Origin of the sequence: Streptomyces niveiscabiei, assembly GCF_001419795.1 — a bacterium.
Lineage (GTDB): Bacteria > Actinomycetota > Actinomycetes > Streptomycetales > Streptomycetaceae > Streptomyces > Streptomyces niveiscabiei.
In genome coordinates, this window is record NZ_LIRL01000016.1 from 21,394 (window position 1) to 33,880 (window position 12,487).

General features: G+C 71.2%; 19 protein-coding genes. 18 read left to right on the top strand and 1 reads right to left on the bottom strand.

Going from position 1 to position 12,487, the window contains the following annotated elements:
- Positions 1 to 5: 5 nt before the first annotated feature.
- The 9 genes from AOK24_RS00920 (at position 6) to AOK24_RS00955 (ending at position 7,762) form a co-directional block, all read left to right on the top strand.
- A complete protein-coding gene (locus tag AOK24_RS00920; protein WP_055718098.1) occupies positions 6 to 488 on the top strand; it encodes a hypothetical protein in 483 nt (160 codons plus the stop codon).
- Positions 485 to 715: a hypothetical protein gene (locus AOK24_RS00925; protein WP_055718099.1), complete on the top strand. Its 231-nt coding sequence runs from the start codon at positions 485 to 487 to the stop codon at positions 713 to 715. Before AOK24_RS00920 ends, AOK24_RS00925 begins: the two co-directional genes overlap by 4 nt.
- Entirely contained in the window at positions 712 to 3,555 is a 2,844-nt protein-coding gene (locus tag AOK24_RS00930) for a DUF927 domain-containing protein (protein ID WP_055718100.1), read from the top strand. The genes AOK24_RS00925 and AOK24_RS00930 overlap by 4 nt, the downstream gene beginning before the upstream one ends.
- A gap of 326 nt (positions 3,556 to 3,881) precedes the next feature.
- The gene (locus tag AOK24_RS00935) at positions 3,882 to 5,489 is read left to right on the top strand and encodes a DEAD/DEAH box helicase (RefSeq protein WP_055718101.1); all 1,608 of its coding nucleotides are present in this window, start codon (positions 3,882 to 3,884) and stop codon (positions 5,487 to 5,489) included.
- A 59-nt stretch (positions 5,490 to 5,548) separates the two neighbouring features.
- Positions 5,549 to 6,001 carry a hypothetical protein gene (locus AOK24_RS00940; protein WP_055718102.1) on the top strand — a complete coding sequence of 151 codons (453 nt, stop codon included), beginning with the start codon at positions 5,549 to 5,551 and terminating at the stop codon, positions 5,999 to 6,001.
- A 123-nt stretch (positions 6,002 to 6,124) separates the two neighbouring features.
- Positions 6,125 to 6,619 (top strand): ASCH domain-containing protein, encoded by a 495-nt coding sequence (locus AOK24_RS00945; RefSeq protein ID WP_055718103.1) that lies wholly within the window; start codon positions 6,125 to 6,127, stop codon positions 6,617 to 6,619.
- Positions 6,616 to 6,798, top strand: a complete 183-nt coding sequence (locus AOK24_RS48255; protein WP_159051760.1) for a hypothetical protein — start codon at positions 6,616 to 6,618, stop codon at positions 6,796 to 6,798. Before AOK24_RS00945 ends, AOK24_RS48255 begins: the two co-directional genes overlap by 4 nt.
- Positions 6,795 to 7,127: a hypothetical protein gene (locus tag AOK24_RS00950; protein ID WP_055718104.1), complete on the top strand. Its 333-nt coding sequence runs from the start codon at positions 6,795 to 6,797 to the stop codon at positions 7,125 to 7,127. Before AOK24_RS48255 ends, AOK24_RS00950 begins: the two co-directional genes overlap by 4 nt.
- Positions 7,124 to 7,762 carry a hypothetical protein gene (locus tag AOK24_RS00955; protein ID WP_055718105.1) on the top strand — a complete coding sequence of 213 codons (639 nt, stop codon included), beginning with the start codon at positions 7,124 to 7,126 and terminating at the stop codon, positions 7,760 to 7,762. The genes AOK24_RS00950 and AOK24_RS00955 overlap by 4 nt, the downstream gene beginning before the upstream one ends.
- Here AOK24_RS00955 and AOK24_RS00960 read toward each other — a convergent pair.
- A complete protein-coding gene (locus tag AOK24_RS00960) occupies positions 7,729 to 7,917 on the bottom strand; it encodes a hypothetical protein (RefSeq protein WP_055718106.1) in 189 nt (62 codons plus the stop codon). The genes AOK24_RS00955 and AOK24_RS00960 overlap by 34 nt on opposite strands.
- 119 nt (positions 7,918 to 8,036) lie before the next feature.
- Between AOK24_RS00960 and AOK24_RS52185 the strand changes: the two genes are divergently transcribed.
- The 9 genes from AOK24_RS52185 to AOK24_RS01000 form a co-directional block, all read left to right on the top strand.
- Positions 8,037 to 8,363, top strand: a complete 327-nt coding sequence (locus tag AOK24_RS52185) for a helix-turn-helix transcriptional regulator (protein ID WP_055718107.1) — start codon at positions 8,037 to 8,039, stop codon at positions 8,361 to 8,363.
- A gap of 84 nt (positions 8,364 to 8,447) precedes the next feature.
- Positions 8,448 to 8,729 carry a hypothetical protein gene (locus AOK24_RS00970; RefSeq protein ID WP_055718108.1) on the top strand — a complete coding sequence of 94 codons (282 nt, stop codon included), beginning with the start codon at positions 8,448 to 8,450 and terminating at the stop codon, positions 8,727 to 8,729.
- Positions 8,726 to 9,244, top strand: coding sequence for a hypothetical protein (locus tag AOK24_RS00975; RefSeq protein WP_055718109.1), 519 nt, complete (start codon positions 8,726 to 8,728; stop codon positions 9,242 to 9,244). The genes AOK24_RS00970 and AOK24_RS00975 overlap by 4 nt, the downstream gene beginning before the upstream one ends.
- Positions 9,241 to 9,498: a hypothetical protein gene (locus tag AOK24_RS00980; RefSeq protein WP_055718110.1), complete on the top strand. Its 258-nt coding sequence runs from the start codon at positions 9,241 to 9,243 to the stop codon at positions 9,496 to 9,498. Before AOK24_RS00975 ends, AOK24_RS00980 begins: the two co-directional genes overlap by 4 nt.
- A complete protein-coding gene (locus AOK24_RS00985; RefSeq protein ID WP_055718111.1) occupies positions 9,495 to 10,625 on the top strand; it encodes a hypothetical protein in 1,131 nt (376 codons plus the stop codon). The genes AOK24_RS00980 and AOK24_RS00985 overlap by 4 nt, the downstream gene beginning before the upstream one ends.
- The gene (locus tag AOK24_RS49090; protein ID WP_167376794.1) at positions 10,625 to 10,777 is read left to right on the top strand and encodes a hypothetical protein; all 153 of its coding nucleotides are present in this window, start codon (positions 10,625 to 10,627) and stop codon (positions 10,775 to 10,777) included. The genes AOK24_RS00985 and AOK24_RS49090 overlap by 1 nt, the downstream gene beginning before the upstream one ends.
- Before the next feature lie 9 nt (positions 10,778 to 10,786).
- Complete coding sequence (locus tag AOK24_RS00990) at positions 10,787 to 11,350, top strand: hypothetical protein (RefSeq protein WP_055718112.1); 564 nt, start codon at positions 10,787 to 10,789, stop codon at positions 11,348 to 11,350.
- A gap of 14 nt (positions 11,351 to 11,364) precedes the next feature.
- Positions 11,365 to 11,868 (top strand): hypothetical protein, encoded by a 504-nt coding sequence (locus AOK24_RS00995; protein WP_055718113.1) that lies wholly within the window; start codon positions 11,365 to 11,367, stop codon positions 11,866 to 11,868.
- A partial coding sequence (locus tag AOK24_RS01000; RefSeq protein ID WP_159051761.1) for a hypothetical protein occupies positions 11,868 to 12,487 on the top strand: 620 nt, incomplete at its 3' end. The genes AOK24_RS00995 and AOK24_RS01000, both read left to right, overlap by 1 nt.

The window sequence follows — 12,487 nt, forward strand, 5'->3', positions numbered from 1 at the left end:
CGCTCATGTCTGAGCTTCCCACGGCCGCTGAGCCGTCCGCCGCGCCCGAGACCGCCCGCGCGCTCGCCAGCATCGAGGCCGCCAAGTTGGTCGTCGACCAGGACATCGCCGAGTGCCTCGACGCCGTTGGCGATCTGATCCGGATCACCTCCTGTCCGTCCGGCGTGTTCGCGTGGGTCGTCGACCTCCTCAGCCGCGAGCAGTTGAGCGCCGTCTCCACCCACCACCGCATCACGGTGCACGAGTCGAGAGCCGACGCGAAGGACCAGTTGGACAGGACGGTCGTCATCTGGACCGCCGACGGGTCGGGGCTCGCCATCGTCCCGGCCGGTCAGCGTCCGGCCGACACGCTGCTGAACCTGCGCGAGGAGATCGCCCTGCGCGATCAGGAGGCGCAGCAGGCCCGCGACTTCCAGGAGTCCGTGGCCGCCGGGCACGTCGAGGACCTCGACGCCTGGCACGCGCGCACCACCCAGGCGCCGCAGTGACGACGGCCAGCGCCTCGGCCCGGGACACCCCGGGCCGGGCGCCCTCCCGTCAGCAGATCGTCGGCCTGCTGGTCGTCAACACCCAGGACATCAGCGCTCGGTACGAGTGCTACCGCCCAGGCTGCCCGATGCCTCACGAGACCCCACTCAACACCTCCACCACCAAGGCGTTCATCGGCGGGATCAAGGCCCGGCACTTGAGCCAGTACCACGGGGAGACCCCTTGACCGACCCACAGTCCCCAGACCTCCGCGCAGCCGCCCGCGAGCTGCACGACGCTGGCCTGTGCGTCCTGCCCATCAAGGCCGACGGCAGCAAGGCGCCGTCCGTCCGCTCCTGGACCCCGTACAAGCTGGCCCGATCCACCCCCGCCGAGCACGACTCCTGGTTCGGCGGCGACCGCCCGGCGGGCATCGCCGTCGTCTACGGCGCCGTGTCCGGCAACGTCGAGATGATCGAGTTCGAGGGCCTCGCAATCCGCGAAGGACTGCTCGACAAGGTCACCGAGATCATGGAGGCTTCCGGACTCGCCGAGCCGTGGGCCGCGATCCTCGGCGGCTGGGTGACCGAGTCCCCGTCCGGCGGCCGGCACTTCCGCGTACGGGTGGAAGGCGCCGACGTTCCCGGGAACACGAAGCTGGCCAGCCGCCTCGCCCGAGAGGACGAGTACACCGACGAGGAGCGGCAACGGCTCCGGGAGAAGCCGACCTCGCGCATCGTCCGCGTCCTGATTGAGACCCGGGGCGAGGGCGGCTATGGGCTCGTCGAGCCGTCCGGCGGCACGGTCCACGCTTCCGGCCATCCGTACGTCCGCCTCGCTGGAGGCCCGGCGAGCGTGCCCGTTCTCGACGGCGACACCATGACGTCGATCCGGGACGTCTGCCGGATGCTGGACAGCCTGCCCCGGCCCGAGCCCGCGAAGACGGCACCCAAACCGTCTGCTCCCCGACCCGACGGAACTCTGCGCCCGGGTGACGACTTCGAGCTCCGCGCGTCCTGGGAGGACATCCTTCGCGGGACCTTCCGGCCCCTCAGCACGCGCGGCAGTGAGACCTACTGGGGGTGGGCCGATGGCGTCGGTGGGGTGAAGGCCACCACGGGCAAGGACGAGCACGACCGCCTGTTCGTGTTCGCGACCGGCTCGAACTTCACCCCCGAGGTGCCGTACAGCAAGTTCGGCGCGTACGCCCTGCTGGAGCACAACGGAGACCACAAGGCCGCCGCGCGGGCCCTCGCCCTCAAGGGGTACGGCAGCCGCCACCTTGCCGCAGTTGGGGCGTCGTCCTCCGCCTCGACACCTCCTCCTTCGGCCACCGATACGCCCTCCGAGCCGGAAGTGGACGCGGTCGCCAAGGATCTGGACGACCCAGATCCCGAAGGCTTCGGCTACGACACCGTGTTCGGGCTCCCTGCTGCCGTCCGTACGCCGTACGGCTACCGGGTCACCGGCTTGGGCGTCGAGGTACTCAGCGCCAGCGGCGAGAACTGGCAGAGGGTCACCTTCGCCCCGTTGGCGGTGACCGCGACGTTCGAGGACCCCGAAGGGGACCAGTACGTCGAGCTGTCGTGGATCGACCGCAGCCTCGGCCGCCCGCGGCGGATCTCCCGCATCGTGTCCCGCGAGACCGCAAAGCGTGGCCGGAAGCTGATCGAGGCACTGGGCTCGGCCGGTCTGCCCGCGGTCGAGGGCGACGCACGCGCCGTCGAACGGTGGTTGGCCGAGTTCGAGGCCCGCAACGTCGGGCGTATTCCGTCCGAGCAACTGGCGCGCTGGCTCGGCTGGCAGGACGACGGCACGTTCGTCTCCTCTCCCGAGGACGGCATCAAGGTCGACGTGCCGTTCGAGGAGCAGCGGGGCCCGGCCCGCGCGCACGCCAGGAAAGGGACCCTCGACGGCTGGAAGGAGACCGTCGCGCAGTTGTCGGGATTCCCGGTGCCGCGGGTCGCCGTCGCAGCGGCGCTCGCCGCTCCCCTGCTCAAGCCGCTCGGGCTGAACTCCTTCACCCTGGACATCTCCAGCCGGTCCACCAAGGGCAAGACGACCGCGCTCCAGTGCGCGTTGTCGGTGTGGGCCGATCCGTCCGAGCACGCCTCCGCCATGAACAACTGGCGTACCACGCTGTACGCGATCGAGAAGCGGCTGAACCTGGTGCGCGGGCTGGTCACAGTCTTCGACGAGACGATGGCTGTCACCGACGACACCCTCATCGACGAGGTGCTCTACCAACTCCCGATGAACCACGGGAAGGCAAGGTCAGGCGGGGCATTCGGGAACATGCTGCCCTGGGAGACCATCCTCCTGTCCTCCGGGGAGCGGCCCGCTCTCTCCTTCACGACCAGCCAGGGCGCGGCGGCCCGCATCCTGGGCACGACGATCGCCCCGTTCGGCGACGGCGGCGGCCCGGCAGCGACAGCGGCCCGAGAGGGCGTACTGGCCCACCACGGCCACGCCGGGCCCGAGTTCGTCCGGTACATCCTCAGCGGCCTCGCCCAGCCGAACGGCCGCGAGAAGCTCAAGGAACACCACCGCACCCTGGTTGACGAGTTCCGCGGCAGTGGCGACATGACGAACCGGCGCGCGCCGATGGTCGCCGCCCTGGTCCTCGCCGAGACACTGGCGTGCCGTACGGGACTCCTGCCGTACGAGCCGCTGCCGTACGACGTCTGGCGAGGGCTGTTCACCGCCCACAACCCGACGGACAACAGGCCCGAGATGGCGCTGGATGTCCTGCGGGAGTACGTCGCTGGGCACGCGCACGAGCTGTACACCGCGACGCGGGCAGCCTTGGGCGAGCGTCCGCCGTACGCGGGGTGGCTCGGTGTCCTCTCGACGAAGGACGGCGTCACCGAGGTGGCGCTGTTGCCCGAGCGCGTCCGCAAGGTCCTGGCGGACGCGGGCTACTCGCTCGACGCCGTGATCGGCAGTTGGGTCGACGCCGAGTACGTGAAGACCCTCAAGAGCCAGCGTCCGGCTCATCTGCTGCCGCGCCGGTTCGACGGAGCCCGCGCGAAGTGCCTCGCCTTCACGCCCGCCGGTATCGGCTACGGCGACGACGAGGCGGCATGAGGGCCGTGATGCGGGTGGTACGCACGAGGTGCGTACCACCCCGCCACCCGGGTTTCCGCAGGTCAATGACGTGCGCGAGGCCGTTTGAAGGCCGGTACGCAGTCGCCCGGAAATGGCACCCCTCAGGCGTGGGCGCGTGTGCGCGTGCGGGCGTGCGTGTGCGCACACATCGAGCCCTGTGTGTTTCTGCGTACCTGCGTACCACTCCTTCTAGAGAGAGACATAAGACCAGCTCAGAGGTGCTTTTCCCCCGGTACGCAGCCGGTACGCACCCGGTACGCAGTGCGTACCGCTCTCTCCTCCACTCCACCGAATCGAGGTGCCCCATGTCCTTCGCTCCCCGCCCCTACCAGGTCGACGCCATCGCGGCGCTCCGCCAGGGCTGGGCCGCCGGCAAGACGCGACTGGCCGTCGTCCTTCCCACCGGCGCCGGAAAGACCGTCGTGTTCTCCCACCTGGCCCACCAGATGCTCGACAGCCTCAACGGACGCCGCGCGCTGGTGATCGCTCACAGGGAAGAGCTGATCGAGCAGGCCGCTTCCAAGCTGCTGGCGGTCGACTCGATGCTGCGGGTCGGCATCGTCAAGGCCCAGCGCGATGACCACCACGACGCCGACGTGATCGTGGCCAGCGTCCAGACCCTCGCCGTTCCTCGCCGTCGCGAGGCGATCCGGGACATCGGCCTGATCATCGTGGACGAGTGCCACCATGCCGCCGCCCCCACCTACATGGAGGTGCTGAGGCACTTCGGTGCCTGGGACGGCGTGCCGACGGCTGGCTTCACCGCGACTCTGACGCGGACTGACGGCGGCCTGGCCGAGGTGTGGGAGGACGTCGTCTTCCGCCTCGACATCCTCGACATGATCAGCGACGGCTACCTCTGCGACGTCCGCGGCAAGAGGATCACCGTCGACACTCTCGATCTCAGCAAGGTTCGAACGCGCGGGGGCGACCTGGTCGAGGGGCAACTGGGTAAGGCCCTGGAGGACTCGGGCGCCCTGGAGGCGATCGCCAAGGCGTACGTCGACCACGCCGCCGACCGCCCCGGTGTCGTCTTCACACCGACCGTGGCCACCGCTCAGCAGGCCGCCACCGCACTCCGTACGGTCGGCATCGAGGCGGCCCCGGTGTGGGGGGACATGGGCCGCGACGAACGCCGCGCCGCCCTCGCCCGGTATGAGGCGGGTGAGGTCCAGGTGCTCACCAACTGCATGGTCTTGACGGAGGGGTTCGACGCGCCGCACACCAGCTGCGTTGTTGTCGCGCGCCCGACCCAGAGCCCCGGCCTGTACGTGCAGATGGTCGGCCGCGGACTCCGCCCGGCGCCCGGAAAGACGGACGCCCTGCTGCTCGACGTCATGGGCGCCGCGTCCCGCCACAAGCTCGCGAGCATGGTCGACCTCACCGCCCGGGAGATCGGCGAGGCCGAAGAGGGCAGGAGCCTCCGGGAGGTTGCCGAGAAGCACGTCGCGGCCGAGAAGCGGAAGGCGCTCGCCGCGCGGGTCGAGGCCGAGGAGATCAACCTCTTCGGTTCCTCCGAGATCCGCTGGCTGAGGACCTCTCAGGGGATCTGGTTCATCCGGCTCACGTCGGCGCAGGTGCTGTTCCTGGTCAGGGACCCGGGGACCCGGATGTACCGGATGCGTCGCTGGACCCAGGCGCACGGCGCGCACGCCCCCAAGGACGACGTCGCTCGTCCCCTGCCGGAGGCACTGACGTGGCTGGAGCAGCAGGCCAAGGCCCTGGCGCCCGGCACGTTCGTCGCCCGCCAGGCCCGCTGGCGATCGGGCGCCCCCAGCTCGAAGGCGCTCGGCCTGTGCCGACGGCTCGGCATCAAGGTGCCGAGCGGGAGCACGGCGGGCGACGTCGCCGACCTGATCGACCGCGACCGCGTGGACACGATCCTCGGCTCGCTGTTCCTTCCCGCCGCATGACGGTCCGGGCCTGTCGCTATCAGGCCCGGACCTCCACCCATCACACCACGGAGGAACCCATGATCAGCGAACTGCCCCACGACCCGTACATGGAGGCCGTCGTCGAGGCTCTCGCCGCTGCGGGAATCGAGCCCGACGCGCGGACGTCGGACGCCGAGATCGACCGGCACGACGACGGTCCCGACGCCGGGTGCACGCGAGTGCTCGACGCGTTCCTCGTCTGGGACGCCTGCACCCCCGGCCTGAACACCGACTCCCACGAGTACGGCATCGCGCTGCTGTGGGAGCACAGCGCCGACCAGTGGACGTGGGCGCCCCTCCGCGAGGACGGGGTGCTGGAGTACGTGCCGGAGTCGCTGCCTCTGCACCGGTGGGCCGACCCGGCCGCTGTCGTCGATGTGGTTCGCGTCCTGCTTGCCGGTCTGCCCGCGCCGGCCGCCGAGGACCCCCGCCTGTGGTTGCACTACGTCTCGGCCAGCGAGGCCGTCGCGGCGTGGAGCACCGAAGCCTGACTCCCTGGCCGCCCCGCAGTCGAGTTGCGGGGCGGCCTCCCACCCACCACATCACCGACGGCCAACCTCTGCAATGCCGTCGGCACACCCGGACACCCACGACAAGAAAGTAGGGCCAGCAGGATGAACGCCGCCGCTACTCACCGCGGACTGACCATCCAGCAGCCGTGGGCCTTCGCCATCGCTGAAGGTTTCAAGACGGTGGAGAACCGCACTCGCCGCACCAACTACCGCGGCCCGCTGCTCGTCCACGCGGGACTCAAGCTCAACCGCACCATCCCCGTGGTCCGCTACAGCCGGGACGCCGCGATCCGACTCGACGAACTCGGAGGCTCCGGCAACTTCTACGACGCCCGAGGGCGCGTACCGAGTGTCCTTTCCCAGCCGCACGCCACGCTCGCCCTCGGCGCGGTCATCGCCACCGCCACCCTCGCCGGTTGCCACGAGGCTGCTGACGGCTGTTGTGCTCCCTGGGGGTTCCCCGACGTCTGGCACTGGGAGCTGGCCGACGTGCAGCCCCTTCGCCGGGCCGTACCGCGCAACGGCGCCCTCGGCCTGTGGAAGCCCGACGCCGCGCTCTGCGACGCCGTAGCCGCTGAGTCCTCGGCCATCGCATGAGGCCGACCCGCGCCCGCTGCGCCAGCGGCCACTTCATCCCCACCACCGAGCAACCCGGCCAACTCTGCCACTGCGTACGCAGATCCCGACCACGAGACCACGCCGACCTGTGGGGCCAGGGCCGCTACATCACCCACCGCCGCATGACCACCATCCGACTCACCGGGAGCTACCTGTGACCCTCACCGAACGCGTCCTGCGCTGGCTCTACCTCGTGGCCGGCGCCTTCACCGCCTACTGCGCCACCGTGAGCGCCGACCATGGCGCCCCCTGGTACGCAGCAGGACTCTTCATCACCACTGGCCTGATGGTCACCGCCGCTGTCCGCGACTACCTCGACGCCGACGAGCGCCGCGTCGCGGCCGTACGAGCCGAGCGCGCCGCGCGGTTGAAGGCCACGGAGGACGAGCGCCGGATGCGCGAGGCCGCTGAGGCGTTCGCAGCCCACCGCGGCGTGCTCGCCCTCGACGTCCACCAGCTCGCTGCTCGGAAGGACGACACTGCGTGAACTCCTGCGCTGTGTGCGGCAACGCGGTCAACGGCTACCTGTGCGCTAAGCACCGGGAGCAGTTGACCGCGCGGCTGCGTGAACTCCCTGCCCTGTACGCGGAGGTCGGCGAGTGCCTCGTGCCCCGCCAGTCCGGATGGGGCGAGATCGTGTCGACGCGAAATCCGGCCGGGCCCCGGTCCCCGGTCAACGAGGACATCATCGACACCGTGAACTGGGGCCGCGCCACCGAGGTCATCCACCTGTGGCGAGTCGACGTACGGCGGGAGCGCTGGCCGCACCGGGGCGCACCGCCGGCCGCCCGCCTGGGCGACGACTGTTGGTGGCTGGCCCGGGAAATGGAGTGGATCGCGGCCCAGTACGCGGCAGCCGGGGAACTCTTCCGCGAGGTGGAAGAGCTGGACGCGCAGGCCCGCGCGGTCGTTGGTGACCCCGCCCCGCGCCCGCAGCGCATCGGCCTGTGCATCAACGTAACGGACGACGAGGGCACCGTGTGCGGGGCAGTTCTTTCCCGGCTTCCTGGTGAGCCGGTGACGTGCCGGTGGTGCGGGACGCAGTACCGAACCGAGCAGGACCTGCTGTTCCTGCTGCACTACCAGCCTCAGTCAGCGCGTGGCGCGTCGGTGTCACGCTGACCTGGGCGGGCGGACACGTAGCGGTGGAGCGCCGACACGATCACGTCCGTGATCGTGCGGCCCTCCGCCTTGGCTTTCGCCATGGCGTCGGCCCACAGCTTGTCCGGGACACGGACGTTGCGCAGCGGCGTCTTGCCAGTGGCCGGCCTCCCCATCGCACCTCCTGTGTAGGTACAGAAATGTACGCCCAGCTCAGCCGAGGCGCTTGACAGGGTTCACGCGAGGCAAGTTAATGTAGGTACACAAACTCGCTTTGGACAGGGAGGGGGTGAAAATGTCCATCATCACTTGGCACCGCCCCGAGTACCAGGGCAAGGACGACCACCTCATCAGCCTCGTCGAGGTCGCCGCGCTCGCGGGAGTCACCCGGTCCGCCGTCTCCAACTGGCGCAAACGGCACGACTTCCCGCAGCCCGCCATGACCGCCGGCCGAACCGTCTGGGTCGTCCGCGCGGAGGCCGAGGTGTGGCTGGCCGACCGTCCGGTCCGCAACGTCTCGACCGGCGACGCCGCCATCGCGCGCTTGAAGGCCCGTGAGTCCCGCCAGGCCGCCGCCCTGGCCAGGACCCGCCAGAAGCTGCGCCGACTTCAGCAGCCCTGAACAAATACGGCCCAAGGCCGGGATCGCACTCCCAGCCAAGGGCCTGACCGACAACCATCCTGATCACACCAGGAGTCATCGGCTATGACCGATCTTTCCGCGCGAGCCAGTACGCCCGCAAGTTCCCCGTCCCGCCGCCTCGTCGCCGCCGGCATCATCCGCCGCTTCGCGGGCCGCACTCTCACCGTGCGCGCCACCCAGTCCGGCGTCACCGGCGCCATCACCCCCACCCGCGCCGACCGCATCGCCGAGCTGCACCGCCTCTGCCGCGAGGACTACGAGAGCAACGCCAGCCGCCGTATCCAGGGACGCCGCGACGACGCCAACCTCATCGCGAACGCGGTCGAGGCGGTGACCTGCCGATGACGAACGACTCCCCGGGCATCGGCAAGGCCACGGACCTCCGCGCGCTCCTGGAGGGCGTCCGCGCCGCGCTGACCCTGCCGTACGACGACCGCGAGTACGACCGGCGCATGCTCGACCGTGCCGCGCTCGTCCGCACCACCCTCGACGGCGCTCTCGCCGAGCACCCCAACGACATCGGGTGGGACGTCGGCTACCTGGCGCGCAAGGTCCTCCAGGAGGAGCAGGCCGCCGCCGAGCGCGAGGCCACCCGCTGCCGCCGCTGCCGCAAGCCGTTCGAGGGCGACGACACCCGCTTCGACGGCCGCGCCCGCCACCGCGACACCCCCTGGTGCCGCTCCTGCATCGACAACTGCCACGAGGGCGGCACCGAGCACGTCTGCGTGATCTGCGAGCCCTCCCGCTACGACAGCACCCCGCCCCCCAAGGGCGACGCCATCGAGCGGTCCGTCCGCGCATCCTTCCCCGCCGTCGCGATGTTCCTCGACACCGAGGCCGAGCGGGGTGAAAGCCGGTGAAGTTCACCGAACGCCGCGCTGCCGTCCGCCGCCACCGTCAGCTGATGGCCGCCGCCGAGCAGATCGTCAGCCGCAGCATCCTCTACAGCCAGGTCGACAAGGCCGCCCCCGCCGACGTCGCCGCCCTCGCCTTCGGACGGCACGGGCTGCGCATCGAGCAGGACGAAGCCCTGGACTACCTCAACGCCGTCCTCGCCGAGCACGGCTACGCGCTCCGCCGTCCGGACACCACCACCCCGGAGGCCGGCGCATGACGACGACCAGAGACCTCACCGGGGGCCAGATTGCCGTGCTCGGCACGGCAGGCGTGATCATGACCGCCGTCGGCGGCATCGGCGCCTGGGGCACCTACACCAACACCATGTCCGAGTTCCACCGGCAAGCGACCGCCGCGGGCGTCGTCGCCGCAGGGGAGGGCCTCACCCTCGTCCTCGGCCTGCTCATGCTCGGGCGGACCATGATGGGCCAGTCCTCCCCGGCCGTCGTACGCGGCGGCATGTGGCTCGCCCCGCTGTCCGCCGCGTGCATCGGCGTGACGATCGCGGACACTGCCCAGACCGCCGCCGTGTACGCCGTCACCCCGCTCGCCATGAGCGGGGCCGCCGAGGCCCTCAGCTACATCGCGCGCTCCATCGTCGTCTACCGCACCGGCCGCGACGCCGACGCCGACCGCCGTAACGCGGACGTCGTGCAGCAACTCGCCTATCAGCAGGCGCTCGCCGCCGGGCACCCTGACGACGACGTCCAGAACGCCGCGACCCGCAAAGCGTGGAAGTTGATCGGCCGCGTCGGAGTCGGCGACCAGCAGCTCGCCGAGGGCCTGGTCGAGGTCTCCCGCGCCCGCCTCACCACGGGCGCAGGGCACGCCCTGGACCAGATGCTCGCCCTGCCAGGGGCCGAGGCGCCGAAGAGTCCGCCGCCCCCGCGCCCGTTCAGCGCCACCGAACGACTCCGCGCCCACATGGCCGGCATGGACCCGACCGATGCGATCCACTTCGCATCAGCCGCACGACCTGATGCGCCCCCGGCCGAGCTGTCCACGATCCTGGGGACGTACGGCATCACGGTCGACCCCGTCGCGGTCGCCCTGGTGCTGGCTCAGCGGGACCCCGAGTACACCGTCGACCGGCCTGATGCGGGCGTTGCGCCGCAGGTCAGTGCGCTCCCCGCGCTGAACGTGCAGGGCGCCGTCGAGGAGGCCGCCGCCTTCCTCGGCTCGTCCGCATCGGCTCGCGAGATCGCCGTGTACCTGGAGCGCACCCGGCGGCTGATCGTCCCGGAGAACCACATCCGCAGCGCGCTCTCGCGGGCCGCGAAGAAGACCGAGCCGCCGATGGCCGCAACGCCGGGCGACGACCTGATGCGGGGCGGGTACAACTGATGCCCGCCGCAATCGCTGCCCTGTGCTTCGCGCTCGCCGCCCTCGCGGCCCTCGTCGGCCTCGCCCTGGTCGACCTCCGCACCGTCCCCGTCACCGGGACATGCGCACTGATCCTCACCCTCGCCGCGCTCGGCGTGTCCGTCCTGCGCTGAAGGAATCCCGTGACCGACACCCCGCCCCCGCGCTCCGGCGCGGGCCGTGTCCCCGACTGGTGGCTCACCAAGACACCCGAACTTCCCGACGAGAACACCCTCGACGGCGCGGACGACTGGTGGGACGCCCTGTACGACGCGCCCGACACCAGCGACGAGAACACCCCCGTCGTCGAGCCGGAGTCCGCCGAGGCCGAGCCCGAGACCGCCTCGTCCGCATGGCTCATCCCGCAGCCCGACTACTACCCGAGCCCGCACGCTCCCGTCTTCATCACCCAGGCGCCCGCCCGCATCGCCCTCAGCGGCAAGACCCGCGCGGGCCTGTACAACGCGTCCGCCGCCGGAGCCGGATGGGCCCTCGGACTGTACGACCCCCTCGCCGCCGCGCTCGCCGACTGCGGCCACGACAGCACCGGCGGCGCCCTCGTCCTCGGCTTCGGAACGTGCCTGCTCATCGCCGAGACCTGGGACCGCCGCACCCGCCACTGGTGGCCCGGCATCGCCTGGGCCGCCCGCATCCCCCTCGCCACCGCCGTCCTCGCGCTCGCCCTCTGGGCGCCCGCCGCACCCTGACCAGGAGACCTACCGTGCACAGCATCCTCGCCGCCGCCCCCGCCATCAGTGTGGAGGGCGGACGCATCCTCGGCAGCGTCGGAGCGGGCGGCCTCGCGACCGCGCTCACCGTCGTCCTGATCGCCGGTATCCGCGAGCCCAAGGCGGCCAAGGCCGGGCCGGGCGGCGGAGGCGGCGGCAAGAAGGGCCGCATCCGCAAGAAGCTCTCTTCCGACCAGGCGCAGTGGACCGGCATCGCGGCCGGCACCCTCTACATGACCGCCGGTTCGATCTGGACCGTCGGCAAGAACGTCTCCGACGCCTTCGCCAGCGTCTTCACCAACGGCGGCTTCGGCACCGCCGGCCTCGGCGCGGTCTCCCTGGTCCTCGGCTCCGTCCTGTACTTCCGGGAGCTGGCCCCCGGCAGGGCCGCCGTCACCGGCATCGTCGCCGCCGGGGTATGGGCACAGGCGGGGGGCATCTGGGGACTGCCCCAGGCCCTGATCCTGACCGGCGCCCACGCGATCGGCATGATCTGATGAAGATCACCAAGGACGAGGGGGAGTCCTCCCCCTCGTTTCCCCGCCGCATCACCGCCGAACTCCGGCCCGTCCTCGCGGTATCCGGAGCCGGGAGCACGCTGTGGGCCGGGTCCCGCATCCTCATCGGCCGGGGATGGGCCCTGCTCGACCAGCACGTCACCGGGTGGGAAAAGGTAGGCGTCGTCCTCGGCGGCGGCTACCTCATCGCCTACGCCGCCCGTCAGGCCCCCGAGATCGCCCAGTTCGCCGTGCCCGGCGTCGCCGTGGCGTGGTGCGTGGCCGCCTGGTGCACTGCCCCCGCCGCTCCCCACGTCGACGAGGCCGTCGGCCCCGGACCGGACGAGCCCGAGGAGCACGTCCTCGCTCTCGACGACCTCACTGCGGCCGTCCGCCGGATCGCCGGATCTCGCCAGGGCGCGCACCTCGCGCAGCTCCTCGACGACCCGGAGTTCACCGGCTGGGACCAGGCCGGCCTCAAGGCCGCCATCCTCGCCCTGAACGTGCCGGTGGAGGAGTTCAAGCTCACCCTCGCCGGACGGCAGCGAGTAAGGGCTGGCGTCCGCATCCGTCACCTGCCTGCCGAGGCCACCCCGGAGGCCCCCGCGTCAGCCCCGCC